General features: G+C 54.3%; 16 protein-coding genes and 4 pseudogenes. 10 read left to right on the plus strand and 10 right to left on the minus strand.

The features are described from left to right. Positions 1-150: 150 nt before the first annotated feature. Together FQ182_RS29840 and FQ182_RS19835 are read right to left on the minus strand one after the other, a co-directional pair. Positions 151-315, minus strand: coding sequence for a hypothetical protein (locus FQ182_RS29840; protein ID WP_158267389.1), 165 nt, complete (start codon positions 313-315; stop codon positions 151-153). 26 nt (positions 316-341) lie between these two features. After that, positions 342-989 carry a hypothetical protein gene (locus tag FQ182_RS19835; RefSeq protein ID WP_149413249.1) on the minus strand — a complete coding sequence of 216 codons (648 nt, stop codon included), beginning with the start codon at positions 987-989 and terminating at the stop codon, positions 342-344. 637 nt (positions 990-1,626) lie between these two features. On the opposite strand from FQ182_RS19835, the gene FQ182_RS19840 reads away from it, so the two are divergent. The 6 genes from FQ182_RS19840 to FQ182_RS19865 all read left to right on the plus strand — a co-directional run bounded on the left by FQ182_RS19840 (position 1,627) and on the right by FQ182_RS19865 (position 9,949). After that, positions 1,627-1,833, plus strand: a complete 207-nt coding sequence (locus tag FQ182_RS19840; RefSeq protein WP_139048416.1) for a hypothetical protein — start codon at positions 1,627-1,629, stop codon at positions 1,831-1,833. Beyond that, complete coding sequence (locus tag FQ182_RS19845) at positions 1,833-2,720, plus strand: hypothetical protein (protein ID WP_149413250.1); 888 nt, start codon at positions 1,833-1,835, stop codon at positions 2,718-2,720. The genes FQ182_RS19840 and FQ182_RS19845 overlap by 1 nt, the downstream gene beginning before the upstream one ends. A gap of 184 nt (positions 2,721-2,904) precedes the next feature. Further along, entirely contained in the window at positions 2,905-5,271 is a 2,367-nt protein-coding gene (hsdR, locus tag FQ182_RS19850) for an EcoAI/FtnUII family type I restriction enzme subunit R (RefSeq protein ID WP_149413251.1), read from the plus strand. 87 nt (positions 5,272-5,358) lie between these two features. Continuing rightward, entirely contained in the window at positions 5,359-6,828 is a 1,470-nt protein-coding gene (locus FQ182_RS19855; protein WP_149413252.1) for a class I SAM-dependent DNA methyltransferase, read from the plus strand. Next, the gene (locus FQ182_RS19860; protein ID WP_149413253.1) at positions 6,825-9,182 is read left to right on the plus strand and encodes a restriction endonuclease subunit S; all 2,358 of its coding nucleotides are present in this window, start codon (positions 6,825-6,827) and stop codon (positions 9,180-9,182) included. The genes FQ182_RS19855 and FQ182_RS19860 overlap by 4 nt, the downstream gene beginning before the upstream one ends. Positions 9,183-9,616: 434 nt before the next feature. Next, positions 9,617-9,949, plus strand: a complete 333-nt coding sequence (locus tag FQ182_RS19865; RefSeq protein WP_256666210.1) for a hypothetical protein — start codon at positions 9,617-9,619, stop codon at positions 9,947-9,949. Between the two features lie 156 nt (positions 9,950-10,105). On the opposite strand, the gene FQ182_RS19870 is transcribed toward FQ182_RS19865, so the two are convergent. The 5 genes and pseudogenes from FQ182_RS19870 to FQ182_RS19890 all read right to left on the minus strand — a co-directional run bounded on the left by FQ182_RS19870 (position 10,106) and on the right by FQ182_RS19890 (position 16,947). After that, a complete protein-coding gene (locus tag FQ182_RS19870; protein ID WP_149413254.1) occupies positions 10,106-10,549 on the minus strand; it encodes a hypothetical protein in 444 nt (147 codons plus the stop codon). 114 nt (positions 10,550-10,663) lie between these two features. Beyond that, positions 10,664-11,605 carry a hypothetical protein gene (locus FQ182_RS30390; protein ID WP_256666212.1) on the minus strand — a complete coding sequence of 314 codons (942 nt, stop codon included), beginning with the start codon at positions 11,603-11,605 and terminating at the stop codon, positions 10,664-10,666. Next, positions 11,602-14,295, minus strand: coding sequence for a toxin VasX (locus FQ182_RS19880; RefSeq protein WP_149413255.1), 2,694 nt, complete (start codon positions 14,293-14,295; stop codon positions 11,602-11,604). Before FQ182_RS19880 ends, FQ182_RS30390 begins: the two co-directional genes overlap by 4 nt. Then, positions 14,292-14,858, minus strand: a complete 567-nt coding sequence (locus tag FQ182_RS19885) for a DUF4123 domain-containing protein (RefSeq protein WP_149413256.1) — start codon at positions 14,856-14,858, stop codon at positions 14,292-14,294. The genes FQ182_RS19880 and FQ182_RS19885 overlap by 4 nt, the downstream gene beginning before the upstream one ends. Then, positions 14,855-16,947: pseudogene (locus FQ182_RS19890) on the minus strand (type VI secretion system tip protein VgrG). The gene FQ182_RS19885 and the pseudogene FQ182_RS19890 overlap by 4 nt, the downstream one beginning before the upstream one ends. A 232-nt stretch (positions 16,948-17,179) precedes the next feature. On the opposite strand from FQ182_RS19890, the gene FQ182_RS19895 reads away from it, so the two are divergent. Next, positions 17,180-17,329: an ATP-binding protein gene (locus FQ182_RS19895; RefSeq protein ID WP_371923897.1), complete on the plus strand. Its 150-nt coding sequence runs from the start codon at positions 17,180-17,182 to the stop codon at positions 17,327-17,329. Positions 17,330-17,864: 535 nt separating this feature from the next. Here FQ182_RS19895 and FQ182_RS19900 read toward each other — a convergent pair. From FQ182_RS19900 to FQ182_RS19910, 3 genes and pseudogenes are all read right to left on the minus strand, one after another. Next, positions 17,865-19,136 (minus strand): Rid family detoxifying hydrolase, encoded by a 1,272-nt coding sequence (locus FQ182_RS19900; RefSeq protein ID WP_149413257.1) that lies wholly within the window; start codon positions 19,134-19,136, stop codon positions 17,865-17,867. A 342-nt stretch (positions 19,137-19,478) separates the two neighbouring features. Then, positions 19,479-19,688 (minus strand): annotated as a pseudogene (locus tag FQ182_RS30395) (FAD:protein FMN transferase); the annotation flags it as partial. A 77-nt stretch (positions 19,689-19,765) separates the two neighbouring features. Beyond that, on the minus strand, positions 19,766-21,019 hold the full coding sequence (locus FQ182_RS19910) for a ferric reductase-like transmembrane domain-containing protein (protein ID WP_149413281.1): 1,254 nt from the start codon (positions 21,017-21,019) through the stop codon (positions 19,766-19,768). A gap of 649 nt (positions 21,020-21,668) precedes the next feature. Here FQ182_RS19910 and FQ182_RS19915 point away from each other — a divergent pair. From FQ182_RS19915 to FQ182_RS31020, 3 genes and pseudogenes are all read left to right on the plus strand, one after another. Continuing rightward, the gene (locus tag FQ182_RS19915; RefSeq protein WP_149413258.1) at positions 21,669-23,117 is read left to right on the plus strand and encodes a glycosyltransferase family 39 protein; all 1,449 of its coding nucleotides are present in this window, start codon (positions 21,669-21,671) and stop codon (positions 23,115-23,117) included. 382 nt (positions 23,118-23,499) lie between these two features. Next, positions 23,500-24,564: pseudogene (locus tag FQ182_RS31015) on the plus strand (methyl-accepting chemotaxis protein); the annotation flags it as partial. Positions 24,565-24,822: 258 nt separating this feature from the next. Continuing rightward, a pseudogene (locus FQ182_RS31020) lies at positions 24,823-25,419 on the plus strand (methyl-accepting chemotaxis protein); the annotation flags it as partial. Positions 25,420-25,452: the final 33 nt, after the last annotated feature.

The following is a 25,452-nucleotide window of genomic DNA, read 5'->3' on the forward strand; positions in this document are numbered from 1 at the left end:
TCATCTATCTGTGCGTGGATATTCTCTTGCGGATGAACCGGCTCGGTTATGCCAGCTTAATAGACAACCTTGCCGTGTGGGCCCGGGCCAGCGTTGGATAAAACCCACAAAAAAACCCGCCAATAGGCGGGTTTTTTGACTTCAGCTAATTCACGCAGTAAGGATGGGCTCAACCAAACCTTTCGCTGCACAAATTTCATGGATGTCTTGGGTGGCCTTCTTATAACTGGCCACAGCCTCGCGAGTAAGCTCGGCGTTCTGCTTACGCTGCTCTACTGAAGCAGGTTTGAGATACCTTAACGATTTACCAGTCATATCGCCGTCTCCACTCCGTTGTAGGTTTAGACAGGAATCAGGCAGTCCTGGTTCCCGTAGTAGCAATCTCTGAGCCGCATCACCCAATGCCTGTAGGTCAGGCCATCGGGCTCATGAACCATACTTTCAGCGGGCTCATCCCTCAGCTGGCCGTCAGGACCAACTCTAAGGAAGGCTAAATACATAGTTTCAAACAAGTCATCAAAAATTTTCATCTGCTTCGCCAAGGGCCCTTTCAGCGGATGATCATCTTTTACTTCGTCCGCAAAACACAAATAGTCACCTTGTGTCTTGCGTGGACGGTGATACATGACGACGCCAGGTTTTTTCGGCATCAGCGACTGCACATTCGTCGTGGCTCTCAGCAGAAAATGAAGCCATACGGTTGCTGCTGCGCTCATTATGTATCGACTATAGGTTATTTCGACCGTTGCCTTCGTTTCATTAAGAGCATCGATCAAAGCGACCATTTTGTCCACTCGCCCACCTGCGTTATGTCGCAGGTGAAGCTCAATCGCAGTCCCTTCAGGAGCGTCCTTCAAGAAAGCAACGACGGGATCGACCGTTTCAGCTGAAATCTCATTTGGAAGCTCAAGTCTGAGACGGGGTTGAATGGCCTCTTCAGCCTCAACAACCTCATCAACCTCACCGGTTGGATTAACGTCCGCTTCCAATGCTCAGTACCGTCATGTTCTCTGGGGGCCGAACTCTACAGATAGCATTAAGCTATCTCAATAGCACTTCATCGACTTTTTGAACATTACCAACCTATTTTTGGCCATCAGCGCTATCAGTTGGATTTTGACGCTTCCTCCAGCTTCGGAGTTCAGATACCACTCTCAAGTGAGATTGCGCCCAGAGTCGATCAGGTGTCTAGCTCAGCCTCATGTTTTTTAATCACGAATTCTTTTGCAATAGACTCCACGGCTTACACTATGGACTGCCCTCCGGCCCGCCCTCAAAAATCGTAGGGCTACGTGCTCAGCGAGATCCTCACCTTCACGGTCATCGGGCAACCTATTTTCGGTGCATGCAATTTTTCGATTACGGATCACCAATGTGGGTCAGCGCGTCTCAATGCCGGAGCTGATAGGCTTAGCTAACGCTACAGTACCCACACCACTGTTGACATTTCACTTGACAACTGATTAGATTCTTAAAGATCGTCTTTTAATGCGTTAAAGGCTCACTAGGTAATGCATTTCGTCGGTTAAAGCCTTGCAATCACAGCCCTTCACCTGTAAATGCGCAGACTGAATGTGCTAACCTCAAATTCAAGTCTATATCTCCACCCTTATGGGTACTTTCGCCATGATCAGCAGCCACCAGCATTCAAAAGACCTTAGCTTTGCGGAAATGATGAGCCTTAAAAGCAGCTCACGTGACCGTCAGGTTGATGCTGTCTATGCAGCTGACCCTCAGATGCTTGAAATGGCTGCTGCCCGTGCCAAAGCTGCCCTTCGTGGCAACTCTGCTTCAATCGCTCGCCCACAACGATTCTCTGCGCTTAGCAACTGATGCCCGAAGCGGTAAACGAAGACGCTCCGTTCGCCCTACTTGAACGTTCAGAGCTCTTCACTTTCCTGCTCGATCTAATTCAGCGCGTCTACCGTCCCTCAATTCAATCAGCTGTCACCGATTACGGCCTTGTGATCGTTGGCGGGCAATCGCTTACGCTTTGGGCCCGGCAATACCTCATCGACGAAATGACAGGCGAGGATGTCGGATTCGTCACTAGCGATGACTTGGACTTTATCGGCAAGCCCAACTCTATTGATTATTGCGCCCAGATGATGGGCGTCCCTTTTCGCAAGGCGAAGATGGACGACAACACGATAAATATTGCCGCCGCGTACATTGACTGGGTTGACGGTAAAGAGGTCATCGTCGATATCCTGGAAATGGACAGCGTAGGGGGCGCGCCCAAAAAAGAGATTTTCAAGTATTTATCCGTCCTGGATATCGAAGGTGTGCAGGTCGCCGTCATCGATCCCATCACGTGTTTAAAGTCCCGATTGTTCAATCTATTCGCTTACTGGCAGGATCGAAAGCACCGGGAGTCAGTGCGAGTGAAGATCGCACTACGCGCATCGAACCACTACCTGCGCGACTTGCTGGTTCATGATGGGTATCGAGTCATATCAGAGCATATCCATCGAATTAAGGCCTTGGCCCTGACACCGCTAGGCAAGCGTGTTTATGTCGAATATGGAATCGACGTGCTGGACGCCATCCCCTACGATCCGGAGCTGTTTCCAGCGGCCTACATGGATCGGGAACGACCGAACATGCTCCGCCAAATTGGTGATGTACGCCGACGGAAGTTAATTCAGTACCAACGATTCGCTTGTGGTCCTATCCACCCTAGCCATCTTCAGCCCGCTGCAGAGAACGATCCAAGATAAAGGAATCGGGACGACGCAAAACACTCGCGCTGTCATGGCCTCGACTCATCTTGCCTACAGCTTCAACCACCAAAATCTGATCTTCCCCCGTGCCACTATCAAACAAGGTACATTTACGCCCATCGAGCACGATCAGCAGTGCCGGAATGGAGCGACCAGGCCGGCTTGAAAGGGAATTGGGGTTATGGACAAAAAGTCGCTTTCCGAGCGGGACATCTGCAGCAAGTACATCGCCCCAGCCGTTCAGCAAGCTGGATGGGACATGCACAAGCAGATGCGCGAGGAAGTCAGCTTTACCAAAGGCCGCATTATCGTCCGAGGCAAACTTCACAGCCGTGGTGAAGCACGCCGCGCAGACTTCATCCTCTACCACCAGGCCAACCTACCTATCGCTGTAATCGAGGCGAAGGACAACAAGCACTCCGTTGGCTCCGGCATGCAGCAAGCCCTGGGCTATGCAGAGGCGCTGGACGTACCGTTCGTGTTCTCCAGCAATGGCGATGGTTTCCTGTTTCACGACCGCAGTGGCACAGGCAGCCAGGTAGAAACCGAACTCACCCTTGATCAATTCCCCAGCCCTGCCGAACTTTGGCACCGCTACTGCCAGTGGAAGGGGCTGGATACAACAGCCCAACACAAGATCGAAGCGCCCTACTACGACGACGGCTCCGGGCGCATGCCGCGCTATTACCAGATGAATGCCATCAACCGCACCGTCGAGGCTGTTGCGCGCGGCCAAGACCGTATCCTGCTGGTGATGGCTACGGGCACCGGCAAGACCTACACCGCCTTCCAAATCATCTGGCGTCTGTGGAAATCGAAACAGAAGAAACGCATCCTGTTTCTGGCCGACCGCAACATCCTAGTCGACCAGACCAAGAACAACGATTTCAAGCCCTTCGGCCAGGCGATGACCAAAATCGCCAAACGTCAGATCGATACCTCATACGAGATCTACCTGTCGCTCTATCAGGCCGTCACCGGCACTGATGAAGAGATGAACATCTACAAGCAGTTCTCCCGCGACTTCTTCGACCTGATCGTGATCGACGAATGTCACCGTGGCAGCGCCTCCGAGGATTCCGCCTGGCGTGAAATCCTCGACTACTTCTCCAGCGCCACCCATGTTGGCCTTACCGCCACACCAAAGGAAACCAAAGAGGTTTCCAGCATCACTTACTTCGGTGAGCCGATTTACAGCTACACCTTGAAGCAAGGCATCGAAGACGGCTTTCTCGCCCCCTACAAAGTGGTGCGTATCGACTTCGATAAAGACCTGCAAGGCTGGCGGCCGCCCAAAGGCATGCTCGATAAAAATGGCGAGCTGATCGAAGACCGCATCTACAACCTCAAGGATATGGACCGCACCCTGGTTATCGAGGCCCGCACCCAACTGGTGGCGCAGAAGGTTACCGAACTCCTCAAGGCCACAGATCCGTTTCAGAAAACCATCGTCTTCTGCGACGACATCAACCACGCCGAGCGCATGCGCCAGGCACTGGTCAACCTCAACCCCGAGCGTGTGGCCGAGAATCGCAAATACGTCATGCGTATCACCGGCGATGACCAGGAAGGCAAGGCCGAGCTGGATAACTTCATCAACCCGGAAGAGCGCTACCCGGTGATTGCCACCACCAGCAAGCTGATGACCACTGGCGTCGATGCTCAGACCTGCAAGCTGATTGTGCTCGACCAGCACATCAAATCGATGACCGAGTTCAAGCAAATCATCGGTCGTGGCACGCGCATCAACGAGGACTACGGCAAGTACTGGTTCACCATCATGGACTTCAAAAAGGCCACCGAGCTGTTTGCCGACCCGGCCTTCGACGGCGACCCGGTGGTGATCTACGCCCCGGAAGGTGATGACTCTCCCGTACCACCGGATGACCCGCTTGCCGACGAAGATGGCATTAGCGCGGGCGATGGTAATGAGGGCGATGACTTGGATTTTACTAGCGAAGATGAGGGCAAAAAACGCATCAAGTATGTCATCGACAACGTCACGATTTCTGTCATCGCCGAACGTGTGCAGTATTACGGCCCGGATGGCCGCCTGATCACAGAGTCGCTCCACGACTACACCCGCACCTGCGTACAAAAGCAGTTTGCCTCACTGGATGACTTCCTTCGGCGCTGGAGTGATTCCGAGCAAAAGAAAGTCATCATTGAGGAGATGGCCGTCCAGGGCGTGATGTGGGAAGCCTTGGCAGAGGAAGTGGAAAAAAAACAGGGTAAACAGCTCGATCCATTCGACCTGATCTGCCACGTTGCCTTCGATCAGCCTGCCCTATCACGCCGCGAGCGGGCTGAGCAGGTGAAAAAGCGCAACTATTTCGCCAAGTATTCCGGCGCGGCCCGCCAGGTTTTGGAGGCTTTAGTGGATAAATACGCCGATACCGGCGTTGAGCATATCGAGGACATCAAAATCCTGCAGCTCGACCCATTCAGCCAGTTCGGTGCGCCTATGGAGTTGGTCAAAGCCTTTGGCGGCAAGGCTGGCTACAACAAGGCTATCCACGAGCTGGAAGACGAACTTTACGCAAGCTAACGGTCAACTGCTGACGACGTGCCAAAGCAGTCGTTCACACTATCCTGTAGAATTTCGCCCCCTTGCGGTACGCGTTGAGAGAACTTCATGTCCATTAGCTCCACCATCAAGTCCATCCAAGACATCATGCGCAAAGACGTTGGCGTAGACGGCGACGCCCAGCGCATTGGCCAGCTAGTTTGGCTGCTGTTCCTGAAGATCTTTGATGACCGTGAGCTGGAATGGGAGCTGATGGACGACAACTATCGCTCGCCCATTCCCGACAGTTGCCGCTGGCGTACTTGGGCCGCCGATCCGGAAGGCATGACCGGCGATGCGCTCAAGGGCTTTATCGACAACAACCTGTTCCCCCAACTGCAGAACCTACACGAGTACAGCAACACGCCCTCGGCCTTTGTGGTACGCAGCGTGTTTGAAGACGCGTACAACTACATGAAGTCCGGGCAGTTGCTGCGCCAGGTGATCAATAAGATTCAGGAAGGCGTGGACTTCAATAAAGCCCAGGAACGCCACGAGTTCGGCAACCTCTACGAGCAACTGCTGCGAGACCTGCAGAACGCGGGTAACGCCGGCGAGTTCTACACCCCGCGCCCAGTCACTGAATTTATGGTGCGCATGGTCGACCCCAAGCTAGACGAGAAGGTCATGGATCCGGCCTGCGGAACAGGCGGCTTCCTCACCTGCGCCATCGAACACAAACGCAGCCGCTACGTAAAAACCGCCGAAGACGAACGCACCCTGCAGGCCAGCATTTTCGGCGTGGAGAAAAAGCCGCTACCGCACCTGCTGGCGACCACGAACATGATCCTGCACGGCATCGAGGTACCCAACCAGATTCGCCACGACAACACCCTGAGCAAACCTCTGATCAGTTGGGGCCCGAGCGAGCGCGTGCACTGTATCGTCGCCAACCCGCCGTTCGGCGGCATGGAAGAAGACGGCATCGAAACCAACTTCCCCGCAGCTTTCCGCACCCGCGAAACCGCCGACCTGTTTCTGGTGCTGATCATGCACCTGCTCAAGGACGGCGGTCGCGCCGCCGTAGTGCTGCCCGACGGCTTCCTGTTTGGCGAAGGGATTAAAAGCCGTATCAAGGAAAAGCTGCTGACCGAGTGCAACCTGCACACCATCGTTCGTCTTCCTAACGGTGTTTTCAACCCCTACACCGGCATCAAGACCAACCTGCTGTTCTTCACCAAAGGCACACCGACCAAACAGGTGTGGTTCTACGAGCACCAGTACCCGGCCGGAGTGAAGAACTACTCCAAGACCCGCCCAATGCACGTCGAAGAATTCGCCGTGGAAGAAGCCTGGTGGGGCAGCGAAGCCGATAGCTTTGTCGCGCGCGTGGAGAATGAATTTGCCTGGAAGGCCAGCATCGACGAGCTGCGAGCACGCAACTGGAACCTGGACTGCAAGAATCCGCACATCGGAGAGCAGATTAGCCACGATCCAGACGAACTGCTTCGCGACTACGCCAGCCTGCAATGCGAGATCGGCGATCTGCGCGACCAGCTTAAGGCTGTACTGGCTGAAGCCTTGGAGCGCCAAGTATGACGGAGTTGCTTACCGATAACCTTCCATTGCTGGCTGGCGCGCCCAATGGCATCAATAAGCTGCGTGAGCTGATTCTCGAGCTGGCGGTGCGCGGCAAGTTGGTGCAGCAGGACCCGAGCGATGAACCAGCCAGTGAGTTGCTGAAGCGGATTGCCGAGGAAAAGGCGCGATTGGTGGCTGAGGGCAAGATCAAAAAGCAAAAGCCGTTGACAGAGATTAATGTGGAAGAAAAACCCTTTGAGCTGCCTTCTGGGTGGGAGTGGGTACGACTTGATGCTCTACTTAAGAAAATTGGGGCAGGTAGCACTCCATTAGGAGGAAAACAGGCTTACGTCACGGACGGTGTCAAATTTCTTCGGTCTCAAAACGTTTGGAATGAAGGGCTTCGCCTTGATAACGTCGCCTTCATACCTGAAGCGACACACCAAAAAATGTCAGGAACACAGGTTGAATCAGGTGACCTGCTCTTCAACATCACCGGTGCATCTATTGGGCGCTGTGCGGCAGTACCTTCTGACTTTGATACAGGTAACGTAAGTCAGCACGTAACTATTATTCGACCAGTTTCAGACAATACTCAGCAGTTCCTTCATGTGGCGCTGATCTCACAACTGGTCCAACAGACTGTAATGGATGTGCAAGTCGGTGTTTCGCGTGAAGGACTCAGCATCGGGAAGCTGGCTCAATTCCTAATACCCATCCCACCCGAAGCCGAACAACACCGCATCGTCGCGAAAGTCGATGCGCTGATGGTCCTGTGCGACCGCTTGGAAGCCCAGCAGGCTAATGCCGAAAGCGTCCACGCTCAACTGGTAAAAGAGCTGCTCGAAAGCCTAACCCAAGCCAGCGACGCGACCAATTTCGCCACCAACTGGCAACGCCTGGCAGAACATTTCCAAACACTGTTCACCACAGAACCAAGCATCGACGCCCTCAAACAAACCCTGCTGCAGCTGGCCGTTATGGGCAAACTGGTGCCGCAAGATCCCGACGATGAACCGGCCAGCGAACTGCTCACGCGAATTGCAACGAAAAAGCAGCGGCTTATGGCGGAAGGCAAACTGAAAAAGCAGAAGCCTCCGCACAAAATTGCAGCAGGTGAAAAGCCTTTTGAATTGGCCACGGGGTGGCAATGGGCGCGCCTACTTGACTGTGCCCTGTTGATTACAGATGGGGAGCACTTAACACCGCAGCGGACAAGTGACAGTACTCAGATTCCGCTGGTTACAGCGAAAAATGTTCGTGATGGCTTTATGGATTATGGAAACACCGATTATGTAGAGCGCAGCATTGCTGAAAAATGCTGGAGCCGCTGCAAGCCAGAAGTAGGCGATATAATGATGGTTTCAGTTGGTGCGACCTTAGGCCGCTTAACTGTTATTAAAGAAAACATGGATATGGTCATCGTGCGAAGCGTCACGCTGATTAGGCCGTTGTTTGTTGATGCCAATTTTCTGGCACTGATGATCCGATCTCCCCAATTGCAAAGCGCCATATGGGCAGGGGTTAAGCAGAGTGCGCAGCCCGGCTTATATCTGGCTCAGTCGACTTCGCTTTTGATGGCTGTGCCGCCTCTGGCAGAACAACACCGCATCGTCGCCAAGGTCGATCAGCTAATGGCACTCTGCGACCAACTCAAAACCCGCCTAATCCAGGCGCGCCAACTAAACGAACAACTGACCGGAACGCTGATCCAGCGCGCCCTTGTCAAAGATGGCCAGTCGCTCCCTATTACCACGGATCAAAAAGCCACTCGCACCCTGCTCGCCGCCGAAGTCACTCACAGGCTTCACGCCCAGCGCACCTTCGGCCAACGTAAGCTGCAGAAGGTGATTTACCTGGCCGAGCATGCGGCCAGGCTCAAGGCGATTCAGGGCAGTTACCTGCGCAACGTAGCCGGCCCCCATGATCGCCAACTGATGAACCAGGTCGAAGCTGGGTTGCAAAACAACCAGTGGTATGAGCGCATAGAGCGCGAGACTAAGGGCCACTCCTACCGCCCACTTTCCAAAGCTGGGCAGCATCGGCAGGCATACAACACCGCTTGGTCAGCCACTGAGCGAGCCGCCATAGAGCGAGTCATCGAGCTGATGCGGGACTGGGATACGGATCGCTGCGAAATGATAGTGACCCTCTACGCAGCCTGGAACGACTTTATTCTCGAAGGCCGCCCGGCTTCTGATGAAGCCATCGTGGACGAAGTCATGCATAGCTGGAACGACACCAAGCTGCGCTTTGGCAAAACCGAATGGTTGGCGGTACTCGCAGAGATGAAGAAGCACAAAATCCTAATGCCCACCGGCTTTGGCAAACGCACCACTGGCGGCATGCTCAGTTTGCCCGGTTTCGAGTAAACAGAGATTGCTTTCGGCCTTCATCAAAAAAGAGACGGATACAATGCATTGTGCTCGACCCAGTTGCTCACGGTATTCCATTTGGTATTCCAAAGTTTTTTTCGAACTCACATAATTTAGTTAAATCAAGCCCCTAACAATCCAATTCAAATTACCCCGGCTCCACCAAATAAGCTATACAAATCAGGCACTTAGCGTTTATCGCAAGTGCCTTTTTTGTGTCTGATTGGGTGGTTTTGGCTCGGTTATGCCAGTTTTATGACAGCCTCTATACTTACCCTGCGAACCACTCTCCGCCTCACGTCCTCGCGAATGTTTTCAGTCGCTTTTGTGTTGTGAAATAGCACCCCAGCTACCGGAAGGGCGTATCTAATAGGTGTCGGCTTACTCAAGAGGTTACCTACGCTCAATCCCGAAAAATACTTCAGGACTTTTTGCTAGATCACGGCATCAGCAAAACGAGCGCAAAAGACGCTATTGCTGCCTACTCGTTGGATGCGAATGTAACGAGTGGTGAGTCAGTCGATGACGAGCCACAGATCGAAAAAACGCCCATGACAAAACCCACACAAACAATCGACGTAAAAGAAGCCTGGTGCAACCCGCGCGCAGATGATGAATGCACGATCAACGGTAAGAAAGTGCTAAAGGAGGAGCTTAAGCAATACCTGCCAGCAGTCTACGAACTAGAAGTACTCAATGCAGGCGGGCACTGCGAGTATCCAATTTGCTATGACAAAAATGATAAGCCAATCGGAATCAATTAAAACAAAGGCATGGAGTTTTCCATGCCTTTATTTTTTGATTTAATATTTTACTTTCAACTTCAACAAGTTTTGGTTAGCGTGTACCAGACAAGCACCAAAACAGGCATTCCCACTTAATAACCGCAACATCACCTTCTATCCCAAAATAGCACGGCGTCAAACGTGAGAGATTGTACCGCCAATTCGCGCCTGCACCTGCGAAATAAAATCTTTGGGGAGCAATACATTACTCAGCGTAAATTGTTGGTTCTGTTCTTTCAAGTCAATAATAAGTGATTGAAAAAATGGATTCCGGCGAGCGTGGATCGAACGTATTTTTTCAAATTGGATCAGATCTTGGCGATTATAACCATCGGCCTCATCGCGAAACATCAACCCTTCCGGAACGATTGAAATGCTCACTTTATGATCACGCCTTGCGAAGGAGCAAGTGACGAAAAGTATTACAGCTACCAAGATCGACGCGCCTACCAACCACAACCCAAAATAATTCTGGAACTGAAGAATCGGAAAAAAAAGAAGAATCGAAGTCACGACTAAGCTTCCACACGCCCAACTCATGATTTCAAGGGAAACTTTCAAATTAAAAATAGCTTGCATGTTTTTCCTTTATTTTAATATTAGGCAGGACAAGGTCCATTACCTGTTGCATTTTTTAGGTAAATAGAACGACGCATAGCAAAACTTCGAAAACGAAAGCAGCACACCGATACATTATTGGTTCGCCGCGATCTCGCATTCCAAATCGACAAGACGCGTGGTAGGTCCATTGGTTTTCAAACGCTCAGCAACAACGTTTGGCCAGCGGTTGCGAGAGCGGCGTTTTGCAATGCTGTAGGTGAATTCCTGGATTCGATCCTGAGGGTAGAGCATTGGCTCTAATATCAGCTTTGCAACATCACTGGCGCCTAAGTAATTCTTGCCGTCCGCCTCGTTTTTCGCCTGTTTTAACTGCGCCAGGGTTTGCTTGAAGCTATCGCTCATTTTAAATCGCACGTCCAGCTGGCTTTTTACGAACGCATCCGATTCACTGTGATTACCGTGTTCGTCGAAGTAAGGGCCGTTGTTCATGTAGGCACGGATGTACTCCCAAAAACCTTTTTGCATCGCCAGTGATTTACCGAACGGCGCACCAAGGCTGATCATCAGTGCGTTTTCCGGTTCTTCAAATTTCCACACTCGAATTTCAAGCGAAGCGCTTTGCATTCCACCGATTTGGGTGCCCACTAGCTGAAACTCATTGGCAACAGCGCTAATGCCATCCCATGGGGTGTGGAACAGTTCGCCTTCATGATCGAAGTACACCTCGCGGGTGCGGCGGTTAAATAGGATGGGCAGAGGTAATGGGCGTAGTGTTTCCCATAGGAACGGCACCAGAAATAAAGGTATGCCTATAGAAAACGTCATATAGGTGATATCGAACTTACCTTGCATTGCTCCTATAAGGCCAAGTCCCACCAATGCGCAGCCACCTATTCCACCTAATACACCGGTGAGCAACCCTCGATCCGAATCTCCCCCAGCTTTTAGCGCGAGGTAATACTCGGTATGTTCGTCAGTAATAAACAGCTCCATTGGCTGTTCGCCAGTGGGCTTGTCCGGTTCGAGTTTTATTGCTGATGCCGCGTTACTAAGGGGTTGCTCTGGCGTATTCATATCCAAGCTCGCTCCATGATCTTCACTGAAGGCAGCGTCAGTCCTTCACGAGGGGAATAGATCAAATCGCCCTCGATGCGCCGCAAGTCTCTAACACCGTCCTCATGGTACACACGACGATAAGGGGTGATGCCGGCTGGCACAGGAACGCGGGTACCGCTATGCCGAGCAAAGTCTTTACCTGTCCACTCGACCTTTTGGATTTTATCGGAGTGATATCCGAGTGTGTCGCCCCAAACTTCCTGGCCGGTGAAATGAATCATACCGTCGGTCAGCTCCACGTTTTCACCGGGCAGGTTTAGCAACAGGTAAGTGGAGACAACTTGCCCTTGGTAAGGGTTGAGTTCAGCCAACCGATAAGCCTCGACGCTAATTGGGAAAAGAAGGGGGTAGAGCCTATCCATGGATTGGGCATAGCTGTGGGCCCATTCTTCATCCTTCCTAATGCCGAAATAGCTATTTTTGACCCACTGTTCCAACGGCGTGTCTTTTGTATAGATCCGGGTAATCACTCCACCCACAATCACCACCGCGAGACCCAGTAGCTTGGCTCCCAGGTGTGGCACTACGTTGAGCCCCCTGGCAATAGTCGCCGCATCCCCGGCTATCACCGCGGCCCGTGCGACCCGTAGCGCCCGGAACGCCTGGACCTGAATTTTGATACTGGCCAGCGAAGCGCCAACGACTGCCAAGTTCACGGCCATGGTGTCAAAGTCGCCCGCTTTGTAGGCCTCAAAGGCGTCTACCCCATAAAGCACGACGTCGAACGCCAGAAAGACGCCTTGCGCCAAAGCAGTAGTGGCGGCGCGCCCCAAAGCCTTGGCCAAAAGTAGCCGTGATGAAATCGACGTGCCTCCGCTTTGGCGGACAGCCGAAGCCCAGTCAACCTCGGCCACTCGCTGAACAACCGCTGCGCCCGCAGCACCAATGCCAAATGCTGCCCCAGCGGTACTAAATGCGCTTTGGTAAGTCCGCTTTTCAAAAAGCTGATCCGTCGCCCAAACAAAATTCACCCCCGCCATCAGTGTTACCAAACACTTGATCGGCGCTTTACCCAATGCGCTCTTCAAATCAAACACACTGCCCAACTCAGCACTCGCCGCCAGATTCGCCGGCAACGGCGGCAGCTTGGTGCTGGCCGGTACCAGGTGCATAAACGGAATGCTTTCGCTCACGGCACCGGCCAGAGGCGTCACGTTGAGTCTGGCAGGCAGTGTGTTGCGGGTGCCTATCAGGTCGCTGTACCACTCGCCCAGTTGGCGCGGTGTGATACCCAAGGTCTGAATACGCTGGCCACTGCGAGCTAACGCGGCGGCCATGTAAATGCGCCCAGCGGTGCTGGCGGCATTTTCCGCTTGGTGCAAGTGCAGCCCAGCAGCCGGCGCAAGGGACAGAAATAAAGCTTCCATACTGGACGCCGGAGCCCGTTGACTCAGCTTTTCAGCCGCCTTGTTCATCGCTTCGGCATAACCAAAGGCTTTAGCCAACTGAGTGGCGCCTTCTTTCAGCGATGCGCCATTGTCGTGGGCAGCATCGCTCAAATCGATCAGGTATTTTATTTCTCCAATGCCAAGCCTTTTGGGTAACCCAAGCAATGCCCAGAGCAACCAGGGTTTGCCTTGCGCATCACCTTCAAGGCTTAGCGTTATGGCCTTGGCTCCGGCGCTGGTATTCGCCGGGCCTAGGCAGGCGGCAGCAAAATGCAACTCCAAGGTCTCACGACTGGCTGGCTGAGTGATATCGAAGTGGCCACAGGCGGTGTCCATGCTGGAGGGGCCATTCACTTGCAAGGTTTTGAACCAATCGACCCAGAGCTGCGCCAGCCGGCGCATGTCGGCGGTATAGCGGTCTTCCTGCGTGTTCTGGTCTTCCCAGGCGAGACTCAACTCGTCATAGCGAGTGATTGAGGGCAACTGCGTTTTTAGTTGCGCGTCATTATCGCTCAAGGACTTTAAAACACCCGCAATGGCCCACTCTTCCGCGTGATGTTCCTGATAACTGTCAAACCCCGCTTTACGGGCGCGCATCAGCGCAGCGAGATCGAGCAGCACGCCCCAAGCATCATCAATGACAGCATAAGTGTGCTGTTCGCAACGTGCCATCTGCTTGAGCACTTTCAGCCAGTTGGGCGCGTGCTCCGTTTCGGGCTCACTGCTCCAGCCATAGCGAGTTGCATCGCTGTATTCGCCAATCTGCTTGTTGATAGAGTCCACTTGGCCACTGAACGGTGCAGTACCCGGCACAAAACTGCGCATGACGCGCTGGCGCACGGCGGGGTCTTTTTTGGCTGCCTGATACTGCGGCTCACTCCATCGAACTGGCGACCACACCAAACCGGCAGAATCGCCAGCTCTGAGCAGTAGGTGTGGCTGGGTTCGGGTGTCAATCACCCGTCCTGCCCGTGAGGTTTGCGTGAGTTGCGCTGATTCGACCTGATACTCCACCAGCTTGGCTGGAGCGCTTTCCCAGACGTAGAGCCAACCATCGCGCAGCAAGCGCGAGGTGTAATTAAGGTCTTGCTCGGCCAGGTCAGGATGGCGCGGCCCAAGATCTGGAAACTGTCCGCTCAGCGGGGGCAGACCATGGGCACTGATATCGACAGCTGCCGTGGGACCCAAGGCATAGCGCAGAGGCAAAACAGCGGCGAAAAGCGGGCACGTCCCGTAGGGCGCTTGATTGGGTGGGTTCATGAATGCTGTTCCGTGTTGGCGGGTAAGCTGAGCGCGTGCAAGAGCGCATTGGGCAAGATGATTTGTGCCGCTAAACCTTTATCCGCGATAGCAGAATCACGCTCAGGTGTTTCGTTCGTCCATGCACGCACTGAGTCGCCGCCATGTCGCAACCAGACACTATCCACGCCACACCAAAAACCAGCAGGCCATTGGGCGCCGGCCAACCGTGCGCGATTCAGCGCGGGGCCATCGGCCAGGCGTAACCAAAATTCGCGGCGCTGTTCATCAAAAATGCGTAAGCGTCGTTGCAGGATTGGAAGTAATTGATTGGCGCTTTTAAGAGAGCCCAGCCATACGCCGCGTTGCAAGTCACCGCCGCCCCACCACTCGGTATAGGCGGCACTGCCGTATGAAGCATTGAGTAAAAATGGTCCGGCCCCGGCAATAGGCTCGTACGGTGTTCCCTTGAAGAGTGGCAGGGGGTTGTCGAGACCGTAGTGCTCGTTCAACCAATCAAAAGCGTCGTCATACTGAGCGCCGTCAAGCAGGAGCAGTCCATTTTTTGGGGTCATGGACGTCATGCTTGAGCCCCCTCGGCGTCCAACTGCTCTTGGGCGGCATCACACACCGGACAAATTCCGGAGGTCGCTTCACGGAAAACAGCGTTTTGTTTGAGTAGCGCTTCCATGGGGAGGGTGTTGACGATCATTGTCAGCGCGGCCACAGGAATCACCGACAGGGCGGGCGTAGCCGCTGCACCCGCAACCGGTGCGCCGCCTACAACTATCGGTACGCTGCTAAAGATCCCGCCTGCGCTGATGACAATGTGCTGACCACCAGCCTTGAGTGTCAGGCTCATGCCCGCATTAATTACCACGTTGGCGGCGCTGACATGAGCGTGTGGCCCAGCCTGTATCACCAGCGTTCCATCCGCCACGGTGCTGCTATTGCCGGCGATGGAGATCAGTTCATTGCCACCGATCACCGTGTTACGCAGGCCTTGGGTAGTGTGTAGCTCGTCGCCATTGATCAGACTGGAGCTGTTGTTATCTACCTGCTCAAAGCGGTCATTACTGATCAGGCTGTGACTGTCGCGAGTAATTTGCTCGCTGCGGTCGTTACCGATCTTGGTGTCGCTGTCGTTGAGGATCACCTGTTCAATATCGCGCTGAGCACGCAGGTAGATCAGTTCCTGTCCCGCACGGTCTTCAATCGACAGCTCGTTGTAACCACCACTGTGCGGGGAGCTATGGCTGCGCAGCACGGCTTTGGTTTTGTTCGTTGGCAAGAGGTACGGCACAGGTGTGACCTTGTTAGGCACGCAACCCGTAATCAACGGATTGTCGGGATTACCTTCCAGGTAGGTCACCACAACTTCCATGCCGATGCGCGGTATGGTCACCGAACCGAAACCTTCCCCCCCCAGCTGGATGACACCCGCAGCCAGCAACTGCTCTTGTCGCTGCCCAGTTCGGCGCGGTCCCAATGGAACTCAACCTTAACTCGCCCGTACTCATCGCAAAAGATTTCTTCCCCAGCAGGCCCGGTGACTCGGGCAGTCTGACTGACCAATACCGATTTACGCGTGACCAGCGGTGGACGGTAAAACACGTCCCAGGGGATGGCGCTGAAGCTATTGCGGTAACCTTGAGTGAAGCCGTCTTCGGACTTGACGTCGCTGGTGATTGCTTCCTCCAGTGACTGAGGTTGCTTGCCTGAGTGCGTCACACTCAGCAGCAGCCACAACGCGTTGCACTGCTGACGCGGGTGTTCGGTCAGGTCGAAGAAGTGGCCACTGCGCAGGATCGGCTGGTCGCTTTTACCCTCGGCCAACTGGTAGTCGGTACGGTGCCGCTCCAGGGCCTGCCGGGCAATCTGTTTGCCGAGCTTTTCATTTTCGATCAGCACCGGGTAGCGGTAGTCTTCGAGAGCAGGACTGAACTCGGCGGTAAATTGGCTTTCCAGCAACTGGCTTGGGCGTTTTAAATCATAGCCCCGGCGGGTGGTTGTGCTGGTTCGGGTGCTAAAACGCATCCAGAACTGGCTGACGACCGGGTGATCCGCGGCCAGGCCGGAGCCTTGCTGATACGGTGTGCCCCCCAGCTTGGGGAAATAGGTCTGATCGTCAGTGAACACCAACTGATGGCCATCCTGGCTGTGCTGGTGGTGCCACGAAATTCCATCTTCACTGCACAGCCTCTGGATGAACTCGAAGTCGCTTTCCCCGTACTCGGTACAGTATTCGCGCTCTGGGCTAGTGCTGACATGAAAGGTATACGCATCCGCCTGGATGCCGTGTCCGTTGAGCACTTGGGCCACGATCTGCGGCACCGTCAGGTGCTGGAATATCCGTTGGTTGTGGCTGAACTGCAAATAGTGCAGAGCCGGCACCAAGGTCAGATGATAACGGGTCAGGCGCTTACCCCCTTCACCTACAAACACATCTTCGATACGCCCATGAATACCTTCGCCATTCAGGCCGAACTGGAGAAACGCTGGCTGACTGAGCAGACTTTCCAAATCGAAATCAGGGGACTCGCTGACGAGTTCAACCTGGATCGCGTACAAGCTGCTGATAGCTTCAGAGCCGTGAAAGGCCAGTACCTTGAAGTCGTTGCGAACAGAGGGGATCAGTAACGTGAAGTGCGCAGCATTGGCCGGTGCGAACATACGCTTATCCTTAAGCTGAGAGAGGAGGCAAAAACGCGATGTCAGGTCATACCTAGCCTGAACAAGCTTAAATTTCCGAGCACGCTAACAAAGCGACAAACGAATAGATGTAGGAAACATCCTAAACTGCATAAGAACTTTCGTTTGTTCAGAATGTTTCTTCGGCGAACGCCCGCTCGGCCACTTCCTTCGAGATGTCATCGATCAGCAGTCATGCAATGGCTCCTAGCTGATCACCAGCCAGTACCCCAATGAAAAATGGTACGACCTTTTCACGGATCCGACGATTGCCGATGCGGTGTTGGACCGAATCGTTCACAAGGCGCATGTGATTCCGCTAAAGGGCGAATCAATGCGCAAACTCAAGAGTAGGAAAAGCTAAAGACCGCCGACCACTCCGCCAACCGGCGGGGTGGTCAAGTCGAATGCAAATGACCGGTCAGCGCGAATGCAAACGACTGGTCCGTGGCAATGCAATTGAGTGCTCAAGTGAGATGCAATTTCGCAGGTAGCGACCTAGAACACGTCAACGCTGTTTTACAGCCTCTCGGATGGGCAAAATTCAGCCTTTTCTACGCCGACAGTGCCTTCATCAAACGGTTAGCCACGCAGACTGCAAAACGGAGCATGCGTTTTCACACAATCTGGACCCATAGCAACCCATCGCATGAGGCAGAAAACGGCCAGAAGCGGACGCTCGCAGAGGACTGCTTCCGACCTGCAATGGACAGTTCCCGCTTCTAGAAAAACGGGGGATTTAGTTTTAGATGTACCATTTAGTACCATCCTCGCACTATTAAAAAAGGAAACCGAACACCACTTCCAGTTTCCTTTTATAATCTTACATGCGATCTCGCATTAACCGCCGACACTAATAAGCAATCATGACGGTTTCTGCGCTGACAAATAAATGTCTGTTATGCGTTTGGAGGCGTGCCTTCAGCGTGTGACAAAACCGCTTCGATTTGGACCAAAGCATCTTGAAGTAAAGCAGATACACCCACTGTTCTTCGTGCAGGAATACCGCCTGGGAAGAATGTCGTGTAAACCTCATCTACAGCGTCAATATCTTCGATATTTTTGAGGAAGATATTTATCTTAACCACATCACCCATAACGTGGCTGATACTTTCCACAATTGCCTTGATATTTTTCAAGCACTGCCCAGCCTGCTCTTTTACACCACCGCCAACCACTTCACCCGTTTTTGGGTCTACAGGCAATTGAGCTGAAAGATGGTTGTAATGAGAAAAAGCTACTGTTTGTGTAGATAGAGCGCTTTTTGGTGCGTCTTCTGTATTGTTTGCCCTGATGACGAGGCCATGTCTATCTTCAACAATTTGCGGTGGTGTGCCATCTCCGTGTGACACTACTACTTCGATTTGCACCAAAGCATCCATAGGCAAAGCTGAAACTGCAACTGCCGTCCGTGCAGGAACATAGGCTACGGTCCTAGCGATAGCTGAGTCTGGGAAAAATGTTGTATAAACTTCGTTTACAGCTTCAATATCCGAGAGATCTTTAAGGTAAATACTTACTTTAACAATATCATCAAAAGGAACGTCGATACTTTCTAAAATTGCCTTGACATTCTTCAGGCACTGACCTGCCTGTTCTTTCACACCACCCGCTACCAATTTCCCAGATTTTGGGTCGATAGGTAATTGGGCTGACAGATTATTATAATGAGAGAAAGCTACAGCTTGCGTAGACAGAGAGCTTACTGGTGCGTTTTCCGTATTCTTTGTAGTCTTTATTAGATCGCCTGCCTGTGGCGCGTTTGGAATGGTACCCTCGCCGTTCGACACAAGCACTTCAACTTGCACCAAGGCATCCATAGGTAAAGCTGAAACTGCGACGGTCGTCAGTACAGGAACATAGCCAGAAAAAAATGCTGCATAAACTTTATTTACAGTGTCAGCATCTGAAATATTTTTAAGAAATATGCTGACTTTAACAATATCATCCATAACATGGTCGATACTTTCTAGAATTGCCTTGATATTTTCAAAGCATTGCAGCGCCTGCTCTTTTACACCGCCAGCTACCAATTTTCCAGATTTTGGGTCGATCGGCAATTGAGCTGACAGATTGTTATAATGAGAGAACGCTACAGTTTGTGAATATGGACCTATACTTCTTGCAGCATTTTTCGTATTTCTTGCCAATACTGCGTTATAGCCACTCATAATAATACTCCGCTTTTTCTGGGACTTCGTGGATTGCGTGGCAAATTGGGTTGCTTGGCAAACACGTACAATATAAACCTGAATACGCTCACAAATATGACAAGGATCAAGTCTCTGACTAGTTGTGTCTTCCGTTACCCGTATGAATAACGCAAGACACTGACAGACCTTTGGTCGCGGCAGGAATGGCAGTCACTTTCCCCCCACCCGCACAGATCCGTACGTGCGCAATTACCGCATACGGCTCCTGCCTTGAGTTCTAACGCCGAGGCGAGTTATGGGATAAGGATATATATGTAGCTCGTGCGGATAGGAAATGAACAACCTAGCTCGCGCAGTCATGCGCTCCTGCGCCAGGCGTGGGCCTTCAACTTCGACCAGCACCATCAGCGCCGTGGCCCAAGCATCGGCGATGCATGCACGAGGCCACCACCACGGTGACGGCCGCAAGCAGGTTGAACGGTGCACTGGTGGCCAGGTTCATGGTGTGGGCATAGGACTGCCCCTCACATCGACCCAGTGTCGGTAGTCCCCGGACGTGGCGATGGCGGACTGCCATTGCTGCTCGGGCGCCATGTTGAGGCGGGTGACAAAACCAGGGTCAACTCAGTAAACGGCAGCCCGCCGGCTCAACGGAACTCGAAGAGTTCGATGTGCAGGTTGGCTTCCGGAATCTGGATGGCCCGCATCAGTTCACGAACCTGAGCCAGTAACCCCTTGGGACCACAGAAACTGACCTGAACCTTGTGGGGTTCGGTCTGGGCTACTGCCTGACGCAGGGTTTCGGCCAACTGATCGACGCCACCGACATTGCCTACGAACTGCACTCCACGTACCTCGGCCATGGCTTGTAACTGTTCGGCGGGCGGGAAGGCGCGTGAGGGGTTGAAGCAATAGACCAAGGTGGCTTTGTCGAAGTCTTGGCCGCCCGGGTCTTGCAACCAGGAAATAAAAGGTGAAATACCCACACCTGCGCCAATCCAGATTTCTCGTTCGGCCTGGGGCTGGCGTTTAAAGCGTCCATAAGGGGCGTAGATATCCGCGAGCATGCCAATTTTGACCTGCTCGCGCAGCTTTTGGGTGTAATCCCCCAGGGCCCTGATCACGAACTCAATTTGCCCATTTTCCCCATAGGCGCTGGCAATGGTGAACGGGTGCGGCTCACGCAGACCCTTTTGCTTCATCGCCAGAAAAGCGAACTGCCCGGCCTTGAAGGGAAACCCTTTATGCACGGCTGCCAGTGTCAAATGTAGCGCGCCCTTGTCGCTGGAAACTGCCGTAACTCGGTATTCCCCAGCACGGGCGACAAATGGATAGAGCATCAGTTTATAGAGTGCTGCCACCACACCCAGCCCGCAGAACAGCATCAACCAAATGCCTGAAGGGCTGGCCAGGGTGATGGGTGACTTGAAGCTCAGCCAATGCAAAATTACGATCAGAAACAGCGGGCCGGACAGCTTGTGCCACCAGCGCCAAAGGCTGTACGGGATCTTACGGTTTAAGGCGAGCAGCACAATCAGGCCCAAGGTGACGTAGCTCAGTTGGCGTACCAGTCGCGTCCAGTACTTGGGGAGCTCCAGAATAGGTACGCTGTTCCAGACGTCCAGGTTGGCCTTGAACACAAAGTGATACGTGGCGAATACCAGGGCCCAAATTCCCAGCCACTTATGCGAATCATAGACCCGGTCCAGGCCGCCAAATAGGCTCTCGACCACACGCCAGCGACTGGCCAATAGGCAGGACGCTGCCATATAAACCAACGCTGTAGTACCGAGGACCAGGCTCAGGGTCGCCGAGGTCAGCCAGGTATCGACAGGGACATCAATCAGCAGAGTAAGGGTGGTGATTAGCAATATACCGACGATACAGTGCCAGCTCTTCAACGTGAATGCTCCGATCATCAATCCGTTGTCATGGGGACTGAAATCTAGCCTTCCGTGGAAGTTTCAGGGGCTTTAGACCTTAGCAGATTGCTGAAAGGGGAATATGACCTCGGTCATCATCAGTCCAGAGTATCGTCTGAACCACGATATGCGGATGACTTACTAAATGTTCCCGTTCATCTATGAAAGAGAAACATCGCTGGGAAGCCAGTCTCCACATTGATCGGTGACGTCCAGTCGGGCTCGGTCAAAGGTGGGAGACCGAGCTGAACCCATCGCTGTATAGGCATCGACACCTCTTTTTGTGAGTGCTGGTACCTGTGGCGAGCGGGCTTGCCCGCGTGGAGTGCGGAGCACTCCCTGGCCGGTCACTGCGATCTGTCAGAAAGACCGCAGTCGATGGTTTTAGGGCCGCTGCGCGCCCCAACGCGGGCAAGCCCGCTCGCCACAATCAAGTCCACTCACTGCAATAAGCCCGCTCGCCACAGGGTAATCTTAGGCGCTCCATTTTCTTAACTTGCCGGCATTAGCAGGCTAGCCTTACAAAAACCCCTCACTCATTCACGATTCGTTAAGAATCGCCCTCGTATACTCGCCGATTGCCTGGAACGTTCCCCCGAACGCTCCCCTGCCCCGGTAGCCAGAACCCATGACGCGTCCTGCTCCTCTGCTGCTTCTACTTGGCTGTCTGTTGTTCTTTTTTGCCCTTGGCAATCACGAGTTGCAAGGCTCGACCGAGGCCCGGGTGGCCGGGATCGCCATGGCCATGCACCTGGATAACGACTGGGTAGTGCCGCGACTGTTTGGTGAGCCTTTCCTGGAAAAACCGCCCTTGAGCCTGTGGCTCGACGCGGGTGCGATTCGCCTGTTTGGCGCCAGCACTTGGGCGGTGCGGCTGGCCTCGGCGCTTGCCGGGTTGTTCAGTGTGATGCTGCTGTACGGCATGCTGCGCAAGTTCGGGAGGCCAAAGACCCTGGCATTCGTCGCGGCCCTGATGCTGGCGACCATGGCCAGTTACTGGAGCAACGTACGCGGTGTCGGTGAAGACGCATTGCTCAGCCTGGGCGTGACCATGGCACTGCTGGCGTTTTACCAGGCGACCCGCCCCGAGGCGAAACAATCATCCGCCATGTGGGGCCTGTTTACGCTGGGAATGGTGATCGCCACCTTGAGCAAAGGCGTGCTGGGCCTCGCGATGCCGGGCATCGTGATCTTCGTCTACCTGGCCTGCACCAGCCTGTTGGACAAGCGCCTACGGATCGGCGACTGGCTGCGGCCGGGGCTGTTCACATTATTAGCGTTGGTACCGTTGCTGATCTGGCTGGGCTTTCTGTTTCAACGCGACGGGATGCAGGCGGTCGGTGCGGTGCTGTGGACCAACAGCGTCGGACGCTTCAGTGGCTCGTTTGTCGAAGCCGGGCATTACGAGCCCTTCTACTATTACCTCGTCAAATTGCCCGAGGCGTTCCTGCCGTGGAACATCCTGGTGTACCTGGGGCTGTGGCACTTTCGCAAAAGCCTGGCACGCAATCGTTATCGACTGTTCTTCTGCGTGTGGCTGGTGGCGCAATTCACCCTGCTGACCCTGGCATCGAGCAAGCGTACGGTGTACCTGATGTCACTGACGCCGGCCGCCGCCGTGCTGGCAGCGGAGTACGCTGGCGTACTACTGGACTGGTTGAAACACCGCGCACGCACATCGAATTTCGCCGAGCACTTTTATGACCATCGGCGCGGCCTGATCAGCAGCTTTTTTGCCCTGGTGATTGCCAGCTACCTGGTCGCCGCGTGCTGGTTTGCGCCCAAGGCCGATGTGCGCCAATCGTTCGTGCCGCTGGTCAGCCAGATCCAGGCGCTGCAAGCCGAGGGCAAGCAGGTGGTGTTGTATCAACCGAACGAACGAATCGCCGGAGCCACGGTGTTCTATACCCAGGCGTATCTGACAATTGTGCAGTCGGAGCCTGAGCTGCGAACGTTCCTCGCAGCCAAGCCGGGCAACGTGGCGATGCTGGATCGCACCGATCAACTGACGGCGCCGGTGACGGTAGTCAAGGAGATGGCGGTGAACCGACAGCGTTACTACTTTGTCGAGCAGTGATCAGTCAGAACGCCTACCACAACGCCAAATCGTAAGTCAGATAGACCCGATAGTTATCCCGGTCGCTGGCATAGGTCGAACGGTACGTCGCCTTGCGTAGCTCGGCGCCCACAACTGGCCCACAACCGGGTACATCTGAGCCGGGATTTTGCGTCGCGATTGATCCTGACGATTCTTCCTGCGAGCGCCGCAGCCGACCTCTGACCGCCCCTCAAGCGCCCTCTCGGAGCGCTTGCCTTTAATGGCCTCCCATCCGCGCATCATGCCTTCTTGTAAAAACCGTTTCAGCTCTGGCCCTGGCTGCCGATACCTCCTGACTAACTATGGGCTGGGCGAACTTCCAGCAACTGTCGTACACGTAATCTGTTCCTGGAGGAATTCGATGAACCAGTGGTTCGGTAACATCAGCGTCAACCTGAAACTGGGACTGGGCTTCGGCTTGGTACTGGTCCTGACTTCGATCCTGGCCCTCACCGGCTGGACCAGCCTCAGTGGCCTGATTGACCGTAGCAACTGGATGAGCGACATCACCCAGCTCAATGCTTCGCTGACCAAACTGCGCATCGTCCGCCTGCAATATATGCTGGCCAACGGCGACGAAACCGTGGCACAAAACGTGCAGACCAGCCTCGACGGCTTTGTCGCCCAGCAGCAAAAACTTCTGAACAGTTTCAAGAGCCCGGAAAACCTCAAGCTGCTCAACGAGCAGAAAAGCATCATCACCGCCTACCAGCAGTCCCTGAACAAAATGCGCGAGGCCTACCGTGCTGGCAACGCAGCTCGCCAAACCATGGGCGACCGGGCTGACGCAGCGGGCGCGCTAATTACCACCCTGGACCGCAACATGCGCCAGATGCCGGAAAGCCCTGAACGCTTCGCCGAGTTCGATGCCGTCAACCACGCCAAGGAACAGTTTCAAGTGGCCCGCTATGAAGTGCGCGGCTACACCGGCAACACCAACCCGGACACCGAAGCCCGCGCCGCTGCGCAAATCGAGGCTGCAATCAAAGGTTCGAAAGAGCTGAGCACGATATTCGGCACTAGCCAACAAACCGAGCTGGCCGCACTGGAAACAGCCCTCGGTGCCTATCGCAGCGCGATGCAAACCTACAAGTCTGCCAACGCCAATATCGTCCTCGCCCGCCAGGAGATGACCGTCCAGGGTGCAGACATTCTCGCCCGCAGCGACGCTCTGTACGATATCCAGCTGCAACGCCGCGACGTGGAAAGTGCCCAGGCCCGCAGCCTGCAACTGATCAGCACCCTATTGGCACTGCTCGTTGGCATCATCGCCGCCCTAATCATCACCCGCCAGATCACCCGCCCACTGCGCGAGACCCTGGCCGTAGTGGAACGCATCGCTTCCGGCGACCTGAGCCATAACATTGCAGTGACTCGCCGTGATGAACTGGGAGTTCTGCAACAAGGCATCCAGCGCATGGGCACCACCTTGCGCGAATTGATCGCGGGTATCCGCGACGGCGTCACCCAGATCGCCAGCGCCGCCGAAGAGCTGTCGGCCGTGACCGAGCAGACCAGCGCCGGGGTCAACAGCCAGAAGATCGAGACCGATCAAGTGGCCACCGCCATGCACGAGATGACCGCCACCGTGCAGGAAGTCGCGCGCAATGCCGAACAAGCGTCCCAGGCCGCCTCGGATGCTGACGGCCAGGCTCGTGAAGGCGACAAAGTGGTGGCTGAAGCCATCGCCCAAATCGAACGCCTGGCTGCCGAAGTGGCTCGTTCCACCGACGCCATGGCGCACCTGCAACAAGAGAGCAACAAAATCGGCAGCGTGATGGACGTGATCAAGGCCGTGGCCGAACAGACCAACCTGCTGGCCCTCAACGCCGCCATCGAAGCCGCCCGTGCCGGTGAAGCCGGTCGCGGTTTTGCCGTGGTCGCCGACGAAGTACGTGGCCTGGCCCAGCGCACGCAAAAATCCACTGAAGAAATCGAAGGCCTGGTAGCCGGTTTGCAGAACGGCACCCAGCAAGTGGCCACTGTGATGAACAACAGCCGCAACCTTACCGACAGCAGCGTCGAGCTGACCCGCAAGGCCGGTGTGTCACTGGAAAACATCACCCGTACGGTGTCGAACATCCAGTCGATGAACCAGCAGATCGCCGCCGCTGCCGAACAGCAAACCGCCGTAGCTGAAGAGATCAGCCGCAGTATCGTCAACGTGCGTGATGTGTCGGAACAGACCGCAGCGGCCAGTGATGAGACGGCCAAGTCCAGCGTGGAACTGGCGCGATTGGGCGGGCAGTTGCAGCAGATGGTTAGTCACTTTCGGGTGTAGCACGCTCAACTCTGGCGAGGGGCTTGCCCCCTC

It is taken from the genome of Pseudomonas sp. ANT_H4 (assembly GCF_008369295.1).
In the GTDB taxonomy this organism is placed as follows: domain Bacteria; phylum Pseudomonadota; class Gammaproteobacteria; order Pseudomonadales; family Pseudomonadaceae; genus Aquipseudomonas.